15 protein-coding genes are annotated in these 17,771 nt (G+C 69.6%); 9 read left to right on the top strand and 6 right to left on the bottom strand.

Annotated elements, in window-relative coordinates:
- Window positions 1-20 precede the first annotated feature (20 nt).
- From ID574_RS24435 to ID574_RS24410, 6 genes are all read left to right on the top strand, one after another.
- On the top strand, window positions 21-257 hold the full coding sequence (locus ID574_RS24435) for a PTS sugar transporter subunit IIB (RefSeq protein WP_125632338.1): 237 nt from the start codon (window positions 21-23) through the stop codon (window positions 255-257).
- Window positions 258-267: 10 nt separating this feature from the next.
- Window positions 268-714, top strand: a complete 447-nt coding sequence (locus ID574_RS24430) for a PTS sugar transporter subunit IIA (protein ID WP_188191268.1) — start codon at window positions 268-270, stop codon at window positions 712-714.
- A 119-nt stretch (window positions 715-833) separates the two neighbouring features.
- Window positions 834-1,097, top strand: coding sequence for an HPr family phosphocarrier protein (locus ID574_RS24425; protein ID WP_188191267.1), 264 nt, complete (start codon window positions 834-836; stop codon window positions 1,095-1,097).
- Between the two features lie 11 nt (window positions 1,098-1,108).
- Entirely contained in the window at window positions 1,109-2,761 is a 1,653-nt protein-coding gene (gene ptsP, locus ID574_RS24420; protein ID WP_188191439.1) for a phosphoenolpyruvate--protein phosphotransferase, read from the top strand.
- 536 nt (window positions 2,762-3,297) lie between these two features.
- The gene (locus ID574_RS24415) at window positions 3,298-4,575 is read left to right on the top strand and encodes a PTS transporter subunit EIIC (protein ID WP_188191266.1); all 1,278 of its coding nucleotides are present in this window, start codon (window positions 3,298-3,300) and stop codon (window positions 4,573-4,575) included.
- 177 nt (window positions 4,576-4,752) lie between these two features.
- A complete protein-coding gene (locus tag ID574_RS24410) occupies window positions 4,753-5,142 on the top strand; it encodes an Rv3235 family protein (RefSeq protein ID WP_188191265.1) in 390 nt (129 codons plus the stop codon).
- Window positions 5,143-5,207: 65 nt separating this feature from the next.
- On the opposite strand, the gene secA is transcribed toward ID574_RS24410, so the two are convergent.
- Window positions 5,208-7,997 (bottom strand): preprotein translocase subunit SecA, encoded by a 2,790-nt coding sequence (gene secA, locus ID574_RS24405; RefSeq protein ID WP_188191264.1) that lies wholly within the window; start codon window positions 7,995-7,997, stop codon window positions 5,208-5,210.
- Window positions 7,998-8,221: 224 nt separating this feature from the next.
- Between secA and ID574_RS24400 the strand changes: the two genes are divergently transcribed.
- From ID574_RS24400 to ID574_RS24390, 3 genes are all read left to right on the top strand, one after another.
- Entirely contained in the window at window positions 8,222-8,482 is a 261-nt protein-coding gene (locus ID574_RS24400) for an HGxxPAAW family protein (protein ID WP_188191263.1), read from the top strand.
- 674 nt (window positions 8,483-9,156) lie between these two features.
- Complete coding sequence (locus tag ID574_RS24395; RefSeq protein WP_188191262.1) at window positions 9,157-10,356, top strand: winged helix-turn-helix domain-containing protein; 1,200 nt, start codon at window positions 9,157-9,159, stop codon at window positions 10,354-10,356.
- Between the two features lie 27 nt (window positions 10,357-10,383).
- The gene (locus tag ID574_RS24390; protein ID WP_188191261.1) at window positions 10,384-10,992 is read left to right on the top strand and encodes a Uma2 family endonuclease; all 609 of its coding nucleotides are present in this window, start codon (window positions 10,384-10,386) and stop codon (window positions 10,990-10,992) included.
- Window positions 10,993-11,023: 31 nt separating this feature from the next.
- On the opposite strand, the gene ID574_RS24385 is transcribed toward ID574_RS24390, so the two are convergent.
- The 5 genes from ID574_RS24385 to mtrB all read right to left on the bottom strand — a co-directional run bounded on the left by ID574_RS24385 (window position 11,024) and on the right by mtrB (window position 17,768).
- Window positions 11,024-11,722, bottom strand: coding sequence for a response regulator (locus ID574_RS24385; RefSeq protein WP_188191260.1), 699 nt, complete (start codon window positions 11,720-11,722; stop codon window positions 11,024-11,026).
- 240 nt (window positions 11,723-11,962) lie between these two features.
- Complete coding sequence (gene hpf / locus ID574_RS24380) at window positions 11,963-12,631, bottom strand: ribosome hibernation-promoting factor, HPF/YfiA family (RefSeq protein WP_188191259.1); 669 nt, start codon at window positions 12,629-12,631, stop codon at window positions 11,963-11,965.
- A gap of 627 nt (window positions 12,632-13,258) precedes the next feature.
- Window positions 13,259-13,942 carry a ComF family protein gene (locus tag ID574_RS24375; RefSeq protein ID WP_188191258.1) on the bottom strand — a complete coding sequence of 228 codons (684 nt, stop codon included), beginning with the start codon at window positions 13,940-13,942 and terminating at the stop codon, window positions 13,259-13,261.
- Window positions 13,943-14,296: 354 nt separating this feature from the next.
- The gene (locus ID574_RS24370; RefSeq protein WP_188191257.1) at window positions 14,297-16,036 is read right to left on the bottom strand and encodes an LpqB family beta-propeller domain-containing protein; all 1,740 of its coding nucleotides are present in this window, start codon (window positions 16,034-16,036) and stop codon (window positions 14,297-14,299) included.
- The gene (gene mtrB / locus ID574_RS24365) at window positions 16,023-17,768 is read right to left on the bottom strand and encodes an MtrAB system histidine kinase MtrB (protein WP_188191256.1); all 1,746 of its coding nucleotides are present in this window, start codon (window positions 17,766-17,768) and stop codon (window positions 16,023-16,025) included. The genes ID574_RS24370 and mtrB overlap by 14 nt, the downstream gene beginning before the upstream one ends.
- Window positions 17,769-17,771 lie beyond the last annotated feature (3 nt).

Genomic DNA, 17,771 nt, shown 5'->3' with positions numbered 1-17,771 from the left:
GGAAGAGCTAGGGAGGCCGGATGGCGGCGGATGTGAACGCGATCATCGCCGGGCTCGGCGGCGCGGACAACATCATCGAGATCGAGCCCTGCATCACCCGCTTGCGTACGGAGGTGCACGACGCGTCCAAGGTCGACCAGGCCGCGCTCAGGGCGGCGGGCGCGCACGGCGTGATGGCCGCGGGCAACGTGGTCCAGGTCGTCGTCGGGCCGGAGGCGGACACCATCGCCAGCGACATCGAGGACATCATCGGCTGAGGGCGAGACGATGACGACTGTTCTCGCCCCGGTTGAGGGGGCAGCCGTGGGGTTGGCCGCCGTGCCCGATCCGGTGTTCTCCGCGGGCATGGTCGGTCCGGGAACGGCCATCGATCCCCTGCGGGGGCCGGGCAAGGCCGTGGCCCCCATCGCGGGAAAAATCATGAAACTGCACCCGCATGCGTACGTCATCGTGGGGGACGACGGCAAAGGCGTGCTGGTGCACCTCGGCATCGACACGGTCCAGCTCAAAGGGAAGGGTTTCCAGCTGCTGGCGGCTGAGGGCGACCGGGTGAGCGCCGGCCAGCCGGTCGTGGCCTGGGATCCTGCGGCGATCGAGGCCGGCGGCCGCTCGCCGGTCTGCCCGGTGGTCGCGCTCGACGCCCTCTCCGAGGCGGTGACCGGGGTCGCCGAGGGGGCAGTGCATGTGGGGGACGAACTCTTCCAATGGGAATAGGCACGGTCTCACCTCCATCGGGAAGACGACACAATAGGCACGTCCGCCGATCCCGCCCCCGATCGGCAGGGTGGTCACGTATGTCCAGCTGGTCTGGACCGGCACAGAAGGAGGACTCGATGGGTGAGCGCAAGGTCACCGTGGCGGCGGAGGTGGGGCTGCACGCCCGTCCCGCGGCGACGTTCGTGCAGCGGGCGATGAAGGCCCCGATGGACATCACCGTGGCGAAGGCGTACGGCAGCAAGCCGCCGGTCAACGCCAAGAGCATCCTCGGGATCCTGGCTCTGGACGTCAGGCAGGGCGAGACCGTGGTGATCAGGGCTGAGGGCGAGGGCGCCGAGGAGGTCCTCGACGAGCTGGCCGAGATCGCCGGTACACCGTGAACTTGCGGGGGGTGGGGGTCAGCCCGGGCATCGGGCACGGCCCCGCGTACGTGCTGGCCGTCTCCGTGCCCGAACCCCCCGAGGGCGCGACGTACACCGGCGAGGCGGACCAGGAGAAAGAGCGGGCCACGGCCGCGCTCAGGCAGGTCGCGGGCGAGCTGGAGGCCCGCGGCAACCAGGCCGGCGGCGAGGCCGAGGAGATACTCAAGGCCCAGGCGCTCATGGCGGAGGACCCCGGGCTGGTCGTGAAGGTGCGATCCCTCATCGACCGGGGGCTGGCCGCGCCCAGGGCGGTCTTTGAGGCTTTCACGAAATATCGGGACGTGCTGGCAGGGTCCGGGGGCTACCTGGGCGAGCGGGCCGCCGACCTCGACGACATCAGGGACCGCGTGATCGCGCTGCTGTACGGGCAGGCCATGCCGGGGCTGCCGACCGCGCCGGCGGAGCCGTACGTGCTGGTCGCCAGGGATCTCGCGCCTGCCGACACCGCGCTGCTGTCCCGCGAGCAGGTCGCCGCGTTCGTCACCGAGGAGGGCGGCCCCACCAGCCACACCGCGATCCTGGCCAGGGCCATCGGCGTGCCCGCCGTGGTGGCCTGCCCGGGCGCGACCGGCATCCCGCACGGTGTGCGGGTGATGGCCGACGGCACCTCCGGCGACGTACGCGTGGAGCCGGCCGAGTCCGACGTCGCCGACGCGGTCAGCGCGGCCACGGCCAGGCAGGCCGCGCTCGCCTCGGCGCGAGGCCCGGGCAGGACCGCCGACGGGCACCTCGTTCCGCTGCTCGCGAACGTCGGCGGCCCCGCCGAGCTGGACGCCGCCGTGGCCGCGGGCGCCGAGGGCATCGGTCTCTACCGGACCGAGTTCCTCTTCCTCGGCCGGGCCGAGCCGCCGTCGGAGGAGGAGCAGGCGCGGGCCTACCGCGCGGCGATGGAGGCGTTCCCCGGCGCCAAGGTGATCGTGCGGACGCTGGACGGCGGCGCGGACAAGCCGCTGACGTTCCTGCCCGCTCCGGCCGAGCCGAATCCGGCGCTGGGGGAACGCGGGCTGCGGAGGTTCCGGCGGTTCCCCGGCGTGATGGACGCGCAGTTGGAGGCGCTCGCGGCCGTGGGGTCCGAGGATCTCCTGGCGATGGCTCCCATGGTGGCCACGGCCGAGGAGGCCGGGTGGTTCGCGCGGGCGTGCCGGGCCAAGGGGTTGCCGGTCGCCGGCGTGATGATCGAGATCCCGTCGGCCGCGTTGCGGGCCGAGGACGTGCTCGCGTCGGTCGACTTCGTCTCGATCGGCACCAACGACCTCGCCCAGTACGCCCTCGCCGCCGACCGCCAGCTCAGCGCCGTGAGCGCGCTCCAGGACCCGTGGCAGCCCGCGGTGCTCGACCTGGTGGCGATGACCGCGAGCGCCGCGGCCCGGGCCGGCAAGCCGTGCGGGATCTGCGGCGAGTCGGCCGCCGACCCGGCCATGGCCTGCGTACTGGTCGGGCTGGGCGCCTCGACCTTGTCGATGGGCGCCGCCGCGCTGGCTCCCGTACGCGCCGCCCTGGACGCGCACACCCTGGCCCAGTGCCGCCTGGCCGCCGACGCCGCCCGATCACGCACCACGGCGACCGAGGCCCGTGCGGCGGCCCGCGCCCAGTTGCCCGGGCTCGGCCGGCTGGGATTGTAGGGCCCGCCACCAGCCTGCCCACGCGCGCCGCAGCCCCGACCGAGCAGCGGCCCTCACAGCGCCCGCCCCTGCCGGAGCCCGACCCCGCCAGAGGTCGACCCTGTCAGAGCCCAACCCCGCCAGAGCCCAACCGACGCCGTGGCCCGGCCGACGCCGTGGCCCGGCCGAGCAGCCGCCCTTCGCAGAGGCCCCCGTCAGGTCGGCCGGCGCCGCCGCCCCGGCTGCAGCAGCCCCTCACAAGGGCCTGGCTCTGCCAGAGGCCGGCCGACGGGGCGGCCCGGTAGGCGCCGCCGACCCGTCGTTCCGATCCCATCCATGGGCGTTCGCACTCGCTCAAGCCGCCTACGGCCCGTTCAAGCCCGGGGGAAGGCCCTTCCCCATGGCGGCCTTCCAAGGGGCGTCGGGCGCGCTCACGAGTCCGTGGATCGGTGAGCGGGCGGCCCGGTCGACCGCGGATGCCCGGTTTCCCGGCAGGCGGCCGTGGTAGGAACCCACCAATCCCCCGCGAACGGATCACCGAGCGGGGGGATGCGGCGATGGGGGCTGTCGGCTCGGCCTGGTCATCGTCCTTCGCGGTGCTGCAGCGCATCGGCCGCTCGCTCATGATGCCCATCGCCGTCCTCCCCGCCGCCGGCCTGCTCTTCCGCTTCGGCCAGGACGACCTCCTCGGCGCGAACGGCCTCGGCGGCGTCCTGCCCTGGCTCCTCCCCGTGGCGAGGGTGCTGGCGGCCGCCGGCGGCACCCTCTTCGAGAACCTCCCCGTCCTGTTCGCCATCGGCGTGGCGATCGGCTTCGCCCGCAAGTCCGACGGCTCGACGGCACTCGCCGCCCTGGTCGGCTACCTGGTCTTCGACCGGGTCACCAAGACGTTGTTCTTCGCGGCGGGCGAAGGGGCGGTCCACGACAAGGTCGCGCTGGTCCTCGGGGACGGCACCCGTACGCTCGACGTCGGCGCCCAGAACCCGACGGGCGTCCTGGGCGGCATCGTCATCGGCATCACCGCCGCCCTGCTCTGGCAGCGTTGCCACCGGGTCAAGCTCCCGTCGTGGCTGGCCTTCTTCGGCGGCCGCCGCTTCGTCCCCATCGTCACCGCCGTCGCCGCCCTCCTCCTGGGCGTCGGCTTCGGCCTGCTGTGGCGCCCGGTCGGCGACTGGCTGACCGGGGCGGGTGACTGGCTCTCGGCTCACGGCACCGCCGGCACCGGCATCTACGGCGTCGCCAACCGCCTGCTCATCCCCGTGGGCCTGCACCACTTCCTGAACACCATCGTCTGGTTCACGCTCCCGGAGTGCCACGCGGGCGTGAACGGCGCGATCCGCAATGCCAGCGGGGACCTGAACTGCTATTTCGCGGGAGAGCAGGGCGCGGGCATCTTCATGACCGGCTTCTTCCCCGTCATGATGTTCGGCCTGCTCGGCGCGGCCATCGCCATGTGGCGTGCCGCCCCGCCCGACCGCCGCCGCTCTGTCGGGGGCATCATGCTCTCGGCCGGTCTGACGTCCTTCGTCACGGGGATCACCGAGCCGCTGGAGTTCGCCTTCATCTTCGTCGCGCCCGTCCTGTTCGCCGTGCACGCGCTGCTGACGGGCGTGTCGATGGCGCTCATGGCCGAGCTGGGCGCCCGTCTCGGCTTCACGTTCTCGGCGGGCGCGATCGACCTGCTCCTGAACGCCGGCAAGTCCAACACGCACGGCCTCGGCCTGATCATCGCCTTCGGAGTCGCGTACTTCTTCATCTACTACGCGATCTTCGCCGTCCTCATCCGCGCCCTCGACCTGCCCACGCCGGGCCGCGAGGTTACGGCCGAACCATAGCGTCCGGCGAGCCCGTCCGAAAGGATGGCGAAGGACCCCAACTCTCCCCTCACTTTCTCCCCCGGAATGGGACGAAAAGCAGCGGAAATCGAGGAAGCTGGCGGCCTGCGTATATCCGAGCAGGGCCGAAAACTCCTTATAAGCGATTCTTTCTCCACTCGGGAAATGGGAGGACGAGTGTCGGCAGCACCTCGAAACCCGCAGGTCGACGGGTCCCTGGCCCTGGACATCCAGCCCTTGATATGGGGGCCGCCGGGCGCCATCCCGGACGAGCGCAAGCTGCGCCACCTCGGACAGGCCCTGGCCGAGGTGCTGGCGGGCCGCCGAGCCCCGGAGACCGTGGCCGACCGGCTCACCGATCGCGCCTACCGGGAGCTGGTCCGGGCAGGACGGATGATCCAGACGAACCGCACCCCGTTCGCCGGGAGCATGCACGTGAAGGAGCCCAGGGAGGGCGCGATCGAGATGTGCGTGCTCGTCCACTGCGGCGAGCGCAACCACGTCCTCGCCGTACGGCTCGAACGCCGCGGCGTCCACTGGCTGTGCACGGACTTCGAAACCGCCTGACCCACCGAAAAGGCCTCCACCTCTTACGGGGTGGAGGCCTTTTCGGCGTTGCTTCCGCTATCAGCTCAGGCGGCGTTCTTCGGGTCGCCGTGGCAGCGCTTGTACTTCTTGCCGGACCCGCACGGGCACGGCGCGTTGCGCTCCACGTTGCCCCACTGGGCCCGCTCCGCCGGAGTCGTGCGCACCTTGGTGTGCTCGACTCCGCCCTGCTCGCCGGGCGCGGTGTATTCGAGCTCGGCCGGCCGCTCGGGACCGCGCAGCCCGCGGGCGATGATCGACCGGGTCTCCGCGATGACCGCGTCCTCTTCCTCCACGATCGGGTTTTCCTGCACCTCGACCTCGAGGTTGAACAGGAAGCCCACGGAGTCCTCCTTGATGCCCTCGAGCATCGCGGCGAACATCTCGTAGCCCTCACGCGCGTATTCGATCTTGGGGTCCTTCTGCGCGTAGGCCCGCATGCCGATGCCCTCGCGCAGGTAGTCCATCTCGTAGAGGTGCTCGCGCCACTTGCGGTCGAGGACGGACAGGATGACCCGACGCTCGATGTCGCGCATGGCCTCGGCGCCGAACTCGGCCTCGCGCCGGTCGTACGCCTCCAGTGCGTCCTTCGTGATCTTCTCGCTGATCAGCTCGGCGGTCAGCTCCTCACGGCCGCCGGCCTCCTCGATCACGTCGTCGATCCTGACGGTGCACGGGTAGAGCTCGCCGAACGCCTTCCACAGCTTGTCGAGGTCCCACTCCTCGGCGAAGCCCTCGGCCGTGGCGCCCTTGACGTAGCCGTCGATCACTTCGCCGATGAAGTTGCGCACCTGCTCGTGCAGGTCGGCGCCCTCCAGCACGCGGTGCCGCTCGGCGTAGATGACCTTGCGCTGGCGGTCCATCACCTCGTCGTACTTCAGAACTTCCTTGCGGATCTCGAAGTTCTGCTGCTCGACCTGGTGCTGGGCGGAGGCGATGGCCTTGGAGACGATGCCGGACTCGATCGGCTGCTCGTCCGGGATGTTGAGCCGCTCCATGATCATCTGCACGCGCGCCGAGTTGAACAGGCGCATGAGGTCGTCGCCGAGCGACAGGTAGAAGCGGGACTCGCCCGGGTCGCCCTGACGGCCGGAGCGACCGCGCAGCTGGTTGTCGATGCGGCGCGACTCGTGGCGCTCGGTGCCGAGGACGTAGAGGCCGCCCAGCTCGGTGACCTCGTCGTGCTCGGCCTTGACCGCGGCCCTGGCCTTCTCCAGTGCCTCCGGGTAGGCCTTCTCGTACTCCTCCGGCGTCTCGACCGGGTCGAGGCCGCGCTGGCGCAGCTCCTGGTCGGCGCGGAACTCGGAGTTGCCGCCGAGCATGATGTCGGTGCCTCGACCGGCCATGTTGGTGGCCACCGTGACGGCGCCCTTGCGGCCCGCCTCGGCGATGATCGCGGCCTCACGCGCGTGGTTCTTCGCGTTGAGCACCTCGTGGGGCACCCCGCGGCGCTTGAGCGCCTTGGACAGCCGCTCGGACTTCTCCACCGAGGTGGTGCCGACGAGCACCGGCTGGCCGCGCTCGTAGCGCTCCTTGATGTCCTCGACCACCGCGTTGAACTTGGCGTCCTCGGTCTTGTAGACGACGTCCGGCTGGTCCTTGCGGATCATCGGCCGGTTGGTCGGGATGGGGACCACGCCAAGTTTGTACGTCTGGTGGAACTCGTTGGCCTCGGTGGCGGCCGTACCGGTCATGCCGGCCAGCTTGTCGTAGAGGCGGAAGTAGTTCTGCAGCGTGACCGTGGCGAGCGTTTGGTTCTCGTCCTTGATCTTCACACCCTCTTTGGCCTCGATGGCCTGGTGCATGCCCTCGTTGTAGCGGCGGCCGTGCAGGATGCGGCCGGTGAACTCGTCGACGATCAGGACCTCGCCGTCGGCGACGATGTAGTCCTTGTCCTTCTTGAACAGCTCTTTGGCCTTGAGCGCGTTGTTCAGGAAGCCGACGAGGTGGGTGTGCTCGGGCTTGTAGAGGTTGTCGATGCCGAGCCAGTCTTCGACCTTCTCGACGCCGGACTCCAGGATGCCGACCGTGCGCTTCTTCTCGTCGACGATGTAGTCGCCGGTGCTCTCCTCGCCGGGGTTCTTCGCCTCGACGCCCCTGCGCAGCCGGGGCACGATCTTGGCGAACTCCTGGTACCACTTGCCGGACTGCTCGCCCGGGCCGGAGATGATCAGCGGCGTCCTGGCCTCGTCGATCAGGATGGAGTCGACCTCGTCGACGATGGCGTAGTGGTGGCCGCGCTGCGCGCACTCCTCGAGCGACCAGGCCATGTTGTCGCGCAGGTAGTCGAAGCCGAACTCGTTGTTCGTGCCGTACGTGATGTCGGCCAGGTATTGCTTGCGGCGCTCGTCGGGCTGCTGGCCGGAGACGATGCAGCCGACCTCGAGGCCGAGGAAGCGGTGGATGCGCCCCATGGTCTCGGCGTCGCGCTTGGCCAGGTAGTCGTTGACCGTGACGACATGGACGCCCTTGCCGGTCAGAGCGTTGAGGTAGGACGGCAGCGTACAGGTCAGCGTCTTGCCCTCACCGGTCTTCATCTCGGAGATGTTGCCCATGTGGAGGTTGGCGCCGCCCATGATCTGCACGTCGTAGGGACGCTGGCCGAGCACGCGGCGAGCTGCCTCGCGCACGGTCGCGAACGCCTCGGGAAGCAGATCGTCGAGGGTTTCGCCGTCGGCGTAGCGCTGCTTGAACTCGTCGGTCAGGGCGCGCAACTCCGCGTCGGACATGCTCGTGAAGTCGTCCTCGATGGAGTTGACCTGGTCTGCGATCCGCTTGAGCTTGCGCAGAGTCTTGCCTTCGCCGGCGCGTAGGATCTTGTCGAGAATGGCTGGCACTTTATGTAAAGCTCCTCGCAGGTCTACCCCGGCGGCGTCGCCAGGATGGAGAGGCCGAGACAAACTTCCCCGATGCCATCGTAGGCGCTTCCGCAACCAGACACAGCCACCGTGCCGACGAGGGCGCGGTATGGGTCTGGGAGAATGGGCGTAAGGCAGAGGGTATGCCGGTTGAGCGCCGGCCCGCACTCAATAGCGGATAACCGGCAAAGGAAGGATTTGTCATGGTTGAGGGGAAGAAGTCGGAGCAGACGGAGAATCTCGGCAGCCACGGCGGGCGCGCGTCATCGTGGCTGGCGGTGACGGTCATGGTGGCCGGATTCACCGTGGCCGGCTTCGGGCTCACCGCGGCCAGCTGGACGCTCATCTGGATCGGCGTCGGGGTGTTCGTCGTGGGCGCCATCCTGGCCCTTGTCTTCGACATCTACAGCGACGTCGTGATCGACGCGCCCCGGGCGGGCATGCGCGCCGAAGATCACCGCTGAACCCAGTCGCCACAGGCGGGCACCGACCCCATCGGCTGCCCGCCTTTTCCGTGCCCGCCCATCACGATCGGCACGACGGCGCCCGACTGCGGCAGCACCCATCGCCCCCCTTCCCCTGCACCAGCGCCGTTGGGAGCCGCCCCCTCGGCACAGCGCGGTTGACGAGCGAACACCGGAACCCGAGCACTGCTGGCAACTCGTCGCCGGCAGCCGGAAGCGCTGTAGGCGGGCCAGCACCGTAGGCAGGCCAGCGCAGCACGCAGGCCAGCACAGCAGGCCGGGCCGGTCGACGGCGTCGACAGCAGCAGAGGCCGATGCCATCGCAGGCCCAGCACCACCGCAGGCCAGGACCACCGCAAGCCAAGCACCACCGCAAGCCAAGCACCACCGCAAGCCCGACGCCATCGAGGACTTGGCGCCGCCGTCGCGCCAGCGCCATCAGCAGCCAGCGCCGTCGGGGCGCGCTGGCGACGTTGGCCGATCGGCGGCATCGGCCGGCAGCGTCCGAGGGCCTACGCCATCGCAGACCCCACACCGTCGCGGGGCCGGTGCCATCGGGCTGGCATCGCTGGCGAGTCAGCGGCGTCAGGGCCGGGGGAAGGTCTTGCGGGGCCGGGTTTTGTCGGTGCCCGGCGCTAAATTGCTCGCATGCATCGCCCTATAGAGACGCGCACATGACCGGTTCGACCGACCTGACGGCCGACGACGCACGCCGGATCGTCCTGCGCTCGCAAGGTCTGATCGGCGCCGACGCGCGCAAGGGCGGGGTGCACGCCATGCTGCGCAGGCTGGGCGCCGTGCAGCTCGACACGATCTCGGTGCTCGCCCGCTCCCACGAGCTCGTCGCATACGCCCGCCTGGGCGCGGTGGGCCGGGCCAAGGTGGAGCGTGCCTACTGGCACAACCCCGCCCAGAGCTTCGAATACTGGTGCCACGCCGCCTGCATCCTGCCCATCGAGCACTGGCCTCTCTACTCTTTCCGGCGCCGCGCCTTCCGGGACCGGAAGTTCCGCTGGCACGAGGTCCCCGACAACGTGGACAAGCTCCTGGAGCAGGTGCGCGAGTCGGGCCCACTGATGACCTCCGACGTGGGCGGTGCCAAGAACGGCGGCCCGTGGTGGGACTGGTCGGACTCCAAGATCGGCCTGGAGTGGCTGCTGGACATCGGCGAGCTGGTCTGCAGCCGCCGCGTCGGCTGGCGCCGCGTCTATGACCTGGCCGAGCGTGTGGTCCCCGCCGACCTCATGGCCGAGGACCTGTCCGACGAGGAGTGCATCGTCCGGCTGGCCGGCATCGCCGGGCGTTCCCTGGGCGTGGCCAACAGGACGGACCTGATCGACTTCCTGCGCCTCAAGGGCCGCCACGCGGCGATACTCGACGAGGTGCTGCTCAGCGGCGCGGCGGGCCTGGTGCCGGTGACGGTCCAGGGCTGGCCGGGCAAGAAGGGCCAGGCCAACGCCTGGGCGGATCCCGCGGCGCTGGAGTCGGAGCCACGCGGCCGCCACCGCACGACGCTGGTGTCGCCGTTCGACTCGCTCATCTGGCACCGCGGCCGCACCGAGCGGATCTTCGGCTTCACATACACCCTGGAGCTCTACGTTCCCAAGCAGAAGCGGGTGCACGGCTACTTCACGATGCCGGTGCTGGCCGCCGGCCGTCTGATCGGCCGCGTCGACCCGGCCCGCGAGGGCACCACGCTGGTGGCCAGGCAGCTCAGCCTGGAGCCCGGCCTCTCCCCCGCCAAGTGGGCCGACGCGTTAGCGGACGCCCTGTGGTCGGCGGCCGAGTGGGTGGGCTGCGACGCGGTACGCGTCGAACGCGCCGACCCCCCGGAGCTCGTGCCGATCCTCAACAGGGCCAGTACGGCGAGGTAAGCACAATCCCGCATTCGGAAGGGCGTCATGTCGGAGATCTTCGACTGGGTGCAGAAGGCAGGGGTTCAGCCGGAGCCCATCACGGTGGATGTCTGGAAACGACTCCCCGAGGAGTTCTGCCGCCAAGTCGAGGTTGTGGACGGCCAGGCGATTCGGTGCGAACCGCCGTCAAGGCTGCACCAGAAGGTTGCTCGACACCTGACCAACATGCTTGAGCTTGCCACCGTGCGACACGGCGCCGAACACGAAGAGCGCCTCGAAGCCAACATGGACTTCGACGTTCTGCTCTGGGAGCTACCGCGCGCGCAGATCCGACGGCCCGATGCGGCCCTGTTCCGCTGTGCGCCGGAAGAGGAGAACCCCCTTCCGGCACACCTGGTGCTGCTTGTCGTGGAGGTCGTCTCAGGCACCGGCAGAGTAGACACCGTCGGCAAGCGCGCCGAATATGCCGCCGCCGGGATCCCCTGGTATTGGATCGTCAGATTGGACGATCAGGGAGTCTCCAGCATCGAGATCCTCGCGCTGGATCACGGAATCGCCGGCTATCGGCTCGTCTCCCTCCTCGAGCCCGGCTCGGGGACCCTTGCTGAGGGACCGATCCGGATCCGTCTCGAGTGGGAGCGGCTGCGCCCATAGCCCGCCGGACATCTCCAGCGGGCTACCCCTGCTAGGTGATCTCCAGCATCCGCTCCCGCACCGCGTACACGACGGCCTCCATCCGCGAGTGCAGCTGCAGCTTGTCGAGAATGTTCCGGACGTGGTTCTTCACGGTGTTCTCGGAGATGAACAGCTGCTTGGCGATCTCGCGGTTGTTCATGCCCTTGGCCACCAACCGCAGGACCTCCATCTCACGGTCCGTCAGCCGGGGCACCGGCAGCTGGGGCGGGCGTTCGGCCTCCTTGCGGCTCATGTTCGCGAACTCGCTGATGAGCTTGGCGGCCATGGCCGGGTTGATTAACGACTGGCCTTCGTGAACGCCCCGCACCGCAGCGGGCACGTCGTTGATCTGGACGTCCTTGAGCAGGTAGCCGGTCGCTCCTGCCTTGATGGCCTCGAAGAGGTCTTCTTCCTCGTCGCTCACCGTCAGCATGATGATGCGGGTGCTGGGGACGGAGGCCTTGATGCCCTTCGTCGCCTCGATCCCGTCCTGCCGCGGCATGCGCACGTCCATGAGCGCGACGTCAGGCATGAGGCGATCGGCCAGTTCGACCGCCTCCTGCCCGTCGCTCGCCTCACCGACCACCTCGATGTCAGGCTCAGCGGCCAGCGCCAACGCCAGGCTGCGCCTGATCAGCTCGTGATCGTCAACGATCAGCACACGGATCGGCTCGCTCGCCGGCGTGCGGGCCTCGCCAGACTCGCTCACGAGGCCTCCTTCGTCGGCCTCGTGAGCAAGCTGCTGCGTCTGATGGTTCGCTCGCTTCGCTCGCTCACGAGGCCTCCTTCATCCGCCTCGCGACTGCGCATCCCTCGCTTCGCTCGCCCATCTGAACCTGACTGAGCTCGCTCACGTCTCCTCCTCGTCGGGGGGCCAGAGCCGTTGAACCGCAATGATGGCATGTATGCCGCGGTTCTCGGGTGGTCGAGAAGATCTTTTAGCGCGCGATCAGGGCTCTACGAGCCGCAACACGCCGTAGTTGTACCCGCGTCTGTTGTAGACGACGCTCGGCTGGCCGCTCTCCTTGTCACGGAACAGGTAGAAGTCGTGTCCGACCAGCTCCATCTCGAGCAGGGCCTGGTCGATGGTCATGGGTTCCGCTCTGTGGAACTTCTCCCGCACGACGAGCGGCCCCTCGCCGTCCATCTCGATGGGGACGATGTCGTCGTAGAGCTTGTCGCTCTTCTGATGCAGCTCGTCCTCGTCGGGCTCGGCCTGCTCCGGGACGGCGGGCTCCTTCTTCGGCGCCAGGCCGGCTGCGTCGGGGAGCGTCGCGGTGATCTCCGCCACCGAGGGCGGGCAGTGGCTTCCGTGGTGGACCTTGCGCCGGTCGGCCAGCCGCCTGAGTCGGCCTTCCAGCTTGTCGAGGGCTATGTCGAGGGCTGTGAATCGGTCGTCGGCCGAGGCCTCGGCGCGGATGGCCGGTCCTCGGGAGTGAATGGTGAGCTCGACGCGCTCCCGCTGATCGGCGAGACGCGGATTGCGTTCTTTCGACACCTCCACATCGACTCGGATGAGTTTGTTGTCCAGACGTTCGATCCTGGCCAGCTTGGTCGTCACGTGGTCGCGGAACCGGTCACTCACTCCGGTGTGCCGGCCCTTGACGATGATGTCCATGCAACAGCCCCCCTTCCGTCTAACGACTGAGCAAGAGCGCCCGACGACGTGCATGCCGGGCGGGGTCTTCTGTCTGCCTTTCTGTCACCGTTACCCTCTTCCGACTCACGGTCACCGGGAACCCGAGTGGCACCCGTCCGGCCGACCTGGTCTTCGACCCCACATCCGCCTGCTGAGGATTTCGCAGCTCTGTCGCCACTACTGCCCTTCTCTTCTGACGAGGGGCATCTGGCCCCTCGGGAAGGCAGGACTTACCCCTAAGCCGCACCGTGATCGGTCGACAAAGAGTCGCCTTACGTGGACCGTTTTGCCTGCGGCTGGCATCGGCTAGCAGAGCCGGGGACCCCGACCCTGCGCAACCACGGACCCGAACGGGTGCCATGTCAGAACGCTATCCGCATCCTGGGCGAATGTCAGCCAAGGGTTGGACCAAAGGATCACTTTCCGTGATTTCCGCAGGCGTGGCGGGCGCTGCTCGATGCCCTAGTTAACCGATCGGCAAGCCTTATGCGTGGGGGCCTCCCTTCGACGGAGCTGCCCCACCGCGCCCCCAAGGAAGTGACATGTGACCTCCGGGTGAGGGTGAAGTTTTGGATCTTTCTTTACTGACCGTCACCGTAATCCTTTTCAAGATCTTCGGCGTGTCGCCGCGACAGTCACCGCCAGGGGAACGCTCCACCCCGCCGACCGCAGAGCTCTGGAAGCTTCCAAAAGGGTGGCCCCCGTCGTGACGATGTCGTCCACGAGCAGCACAGAGGCCACTGGAGGGCCTTTCGCGCCCTCCGCGACCCGGAGGGACCCGGCGAGGTTGGCGGCCCTCTCGGCGGAGCTCAGGCCCGCTTGGTCGGCCACCCGCCTGGTCTGCCTCAGCGCCGCCCAGGGCTCGGCCGGCAGTCCGTACGCCCGCAGGCGGCGTGCCGCCAGCACCGCCAGGCGGCCGATCGGATCGTGTCCCCGCGCGCTCACGCTCGCCCGCCGGCTGGGCACGGGCACGACCGCGAACCCCCGGGCCGCCCACCGCGCGCCGGTGCCGCCGATCGCCATGACGGCCGTGTAGGCGAGGGCCTCGGCCAGCACGCCCGCCAGCGCCACCGCGCCCCGCTCCTTATACGCCAGGATCACCTTGCGTACCGCCCCTTCGTACGGACTCGCCGACCAGCAGTCCGGCATGCCGGGCAGCCTCGGTCTGGGCAGCCGCCTGGCCGGATGGGCGGTCAGCTCGGCCACGCAGCGCGCGCAGCAACGCGCGCCCTTGGCACGGCACGCCGCGCACGTCTGCGGGAGGACCAGGTCGAGTACGGCGCTCAGCACGCGCCCCAGAATGCCGCCCACCACCGACAGTTCCGCCCCTGCCGCCTCCGGCCCCAGCGCAGGCCCTGCACGCCACCTGGCTTGTACGTCCCCGTCCGCCCGGCGACCATGCGGGCGCGGACCGAGCACAGGTGGCGGGCGGCACAGGCGGCAGACCGAGACGTCGGCTCCCCCGAGACGTCGGCTCCCCGAGACGTCGGGCTGGCCCAGGCCGACGATCGGCCCAGGCGATGACCGGCCCAGGCGATGACCGGCCGAGACGGTGGCCGGCCCAAGCGGTGGGGCCGACCCAAGCGGTGGCGCCGACCCAAGCGGTGGCCGGCCGAGACGGTGGCCGGGCGAGGAGTCGAGGGGTCAGCCGAGGGGGAAGAGGGGGCCGCCGGCGTCGGAGTCGATCTTGGCGGTCCAGGTCTGGTCCGGGTTGAGCTCGATGACCTTGTGCCCCTTGCCCTTCTCCCCTTCGGCCTCCGCCAGGACCCGTTCGTTCAACGCCGCCACCGACCAGAGCGGATCCTTCAGCGGGATCTCGGTGATCTCCCCGTCCCCGATGTCGATCTCGTTCAGCGTCTGCCCGGCCTTGCCGCTGACCAGCAGCAGCAGGTGCTCGTCATCCCGCCATGCCACGTCCTGGATCGTGTCCTTCGAGTCGATCCCCGCCAGCACCCGGACGTTGCCCAGCTTGAGCCCGCCGACGTCCGTCAGCGCCCCGAGTTGGACGGCGTTCTTGCTGGTGGTCACCACCACCCGCACGCCGTCCCTGGCGATGCGCAGGTTGGTGACGTCCCAGCCCTTCAGTTCGGGTGCGGAGACCCGCTCGGGCCCGCGCCCGCTGGCCGGGTCGTACCGCAGCACGACCTTGTTCTTCCGGTCGAACGCCCACAGCGAGCCGTCCCGGTGCCACGACGGCGCGGTCAGGTCGGCGGGAGCGCCCTGGATGACCTCCTGCCACTGCCCCTCCTGGGTGAGCCCGGCCACGGAGATGCCGGTGGAGGTCTTGGCGGCGATGAGCGCGCCGTCCTTGGACATGGCGAAGTCGGAGTAGCCCGGGCGCGGCTGACCGGCCGGTCCCTGCACGGCGCGGCCGGGTCCTTCCTTGGTCATGACGTGGACCGCGCCCCTGCTGACGTAGTAGGCGGTGTTGACGCCGTTGTCCAGCCAGCTCTGGTCGGAGTTGGGCCGGTAGTTGGTGTACAGCTCCCCGTCGACCATGACGTCGATGTCGCGTCCCTTGGCGACGTCGTTGTTGTTGAGGCTGTACCTGATCTGCGCCATGAGGGCGTGCTGGAGGCTCAGGTCAAGGGGGTCGAACGAGCCGGACAGGGTGATCACCACCCGCTCGTCCTCGCCCGACCTGACCGATTCGATCTTGGTGCCGGGTGGGAAGCTCGTGGTCGCCGCGCCCTTCAGGGCAGCGGTCGGGTCCTTGAGCAGGCGCTCGAGGACGATCTTCGCGTACGTCTCCGTGGGCTTCAGCCGCAGGCGCACGTTGTCCACGACGAGCCGGTCCGGCGTACGGCTGCTGAGGTAGTAGAGCTTGGTCGCCCGGTACGCGCGGTCCACGTCGGACCTGGTGAGGACGAGCCCGTCGGTGGGCAGGCTCCGCACCCGGTAGCCGCCGCCCTCCACCTTGACCAGTTGGAAGGGCCGCTCCCAGCCACCGGACTGGGGGACGTAGGTGTCGTCCTCTTCGATGCGGCCCACCAGCTTGGCCTTGAGCGTGATCGTCACCACGGGCTCCGTGCCGTCGTAGTCGCCCATGTCGAACGTCCACTGGTCGTCGAGCACCGTGACCGCCCCGGACGGCGTCCAGTTCCGCAGCGCCTCGGGGGTCAGGTATTGGGGCAGGACCTTCGGGTCGTCGGCGTAGGCCGCCATGGCGGCCTGCAGTCCCCTGACGGTCTGCTCGGCGCTCCAGGTGGGTTGCGGCCTGGTCGCGATCATCCGCTGGAACGGCTTGCTCAGCGGGTCGCCGCCGCCGGCCTGGTCCTTGACGGCGTACGGACCGGTCACCGGGATCACCGTGCAGCCCGAGATCGCCCAGATCAGGGCGGCCGCGATCGCGGCGACCGCCCGGAGCCGGCTAGTCCTCGTCATGAGCCGCCCCGTCCCCGGTGGCGGGCAGCAGCACGGGGGTCATGGTCCCGCGCCACGTGCGCCGCATCTCGATCTCCGGCGGCACCAGCGGCAGCGGCGACCCCTTCAGGTCGGCGCCGGCCGTCCTGGGCAGCGTCAGCCTGAACTGCGAGCCCTCACCCGGCTGCCCCCAGGCCTGCAGCCAGCCGCCGTGCAGGGTGGCGTCCTCGCGTGAGATCGCCAGCCCGAGCCCGGTGCCGCCGATGGTCCGCGCCCGCGACGGGTCCGCCCGCCAGAACCGGTCGAACACCATGGTGTCCTCGCCCGGCTTCAGCCCGATGCCGTGGTCGCGTACGGCGACCGCCACGGCGTCCCGGTCGGCGCCCACGGTGACCACGATCTCCCGGCCCTCGCCGTGCTCGATGGCGTTGAACAGCAGGTTGCGCAGGATGCGCTCGACCCTGCGGTTGTCGATCTCCGCCATGCACGGCTCGTGCGGCAGCCGCAGCTCGAAGCGGGTGCCGTGGCGCTCGGCCAGTGCCTCGGAGTCCTCGATCGCCCGCAGCACCACCTTGGTGACGTCCACGGAGTCCAGGTCGAGCGTGGCGGCGCCGGCGTCGTAGCGGCTGATCTCGAGCAGGTCGGCCAGCATCGACTCGAACCGCTCCAGCTGGGCCTGCATGAGCTCGGCCGAGCGGGCGGCCATGGGGTCGAAGTCCTCGCGGGCGTCGTACAGCAGGTCGGCGGCCATGCGCACGGTCGTCAGCGGCGTGCGCAGCTCGTGCGAGACGTCCGAGACGAACTGCCGCTGGACCTGCGACAGCTCCTCCAGCTGGTGGATCTTGAGTGCCAGGTTCGCGGCCATTTCGTTGAACGAGTTCGCCAGTCGCGCCAGGTCGTCCTCGCCGCGGACCTTGAGGCGTTCGTCGAGCTTGCCGGAGGCCAGGCGTTCGGCGGCCTGGCGGGCCAGCCGCACCGGGGTGACGACCTGCCGGGCGACCAGGTAGGCGATGGCGGCCAGCAGCAGCACGAGCCCGAGGCCCACGACGACGATGGCCAGCCGGACGTTGGACAGCAGCTCCTCTTCCGCGTCGAGCGGGAAGAAGTGGTAGACCTCGTAGTTCTGGCCGGTGGACAGCTCGTGGACGATGCCGCCGACCACGTACGTCAGCCTGGGCTGGCTCTGGCCGACGAACGTGAGCCGCTCGATGGAGGCGACGGGCGTGTCGTACTCGCCGTTCTTGATGTTGCGGCCGAGGCTGGTGGCGAGGCCGGCCGGCACGCTCTCGGGCACGACGTTGCCCGATGCGCGCGACTTACCCGGGCTGGCCGGGTTGAGTATCAGCACGTCGTAGCTCTTCTTGGAGCCGTCCTCGCTGGAGCCGGTGACGGTGTCCATGACGTCGTCGAGCGGGTTGAGCGAGACCGCGCCGCCGTCGGGCGGCTGCGGTTGCTCGTCCGTCTCGGAGGTCAGCGCGTCGGCGATCTGCAGGCGGTCGGCGGCCGCCTCGCTGACCGACGACCGCGTCCTGCTGTCGATCACCGACTTGTTGATCTGGGTGGACAGGAACGTGCCGAGCACGACCACCACGATCACGGAGATCACCAGCGTGCTGGTGACCACCTGGAGATGGAGCGAGCGCCGCCAGACGCTGCGTGCCCTGCCGGCCGCACGACGCACCCGCCGACGCACTCCGCCGAGAATCTGGCGGAGTGTCCGTCGGCGCGTCCTCTTCTTCTTCGTCGGGGGCATGGC

It is taken from the genome of Nonomuraea sp. SYSU D8015 (assembly GCF_008065375.1).
GTDB lineage: Bacteria > Actinomycetota > Actinomycetes > Streptosporangiales > Streptosporangiaceae > Nonomuraea.
The sequence above is the reverse complement of the archived record's forward strand: the minus strand, read 5'-3'. Positions and strand labels throughout refer to the sequence as shown.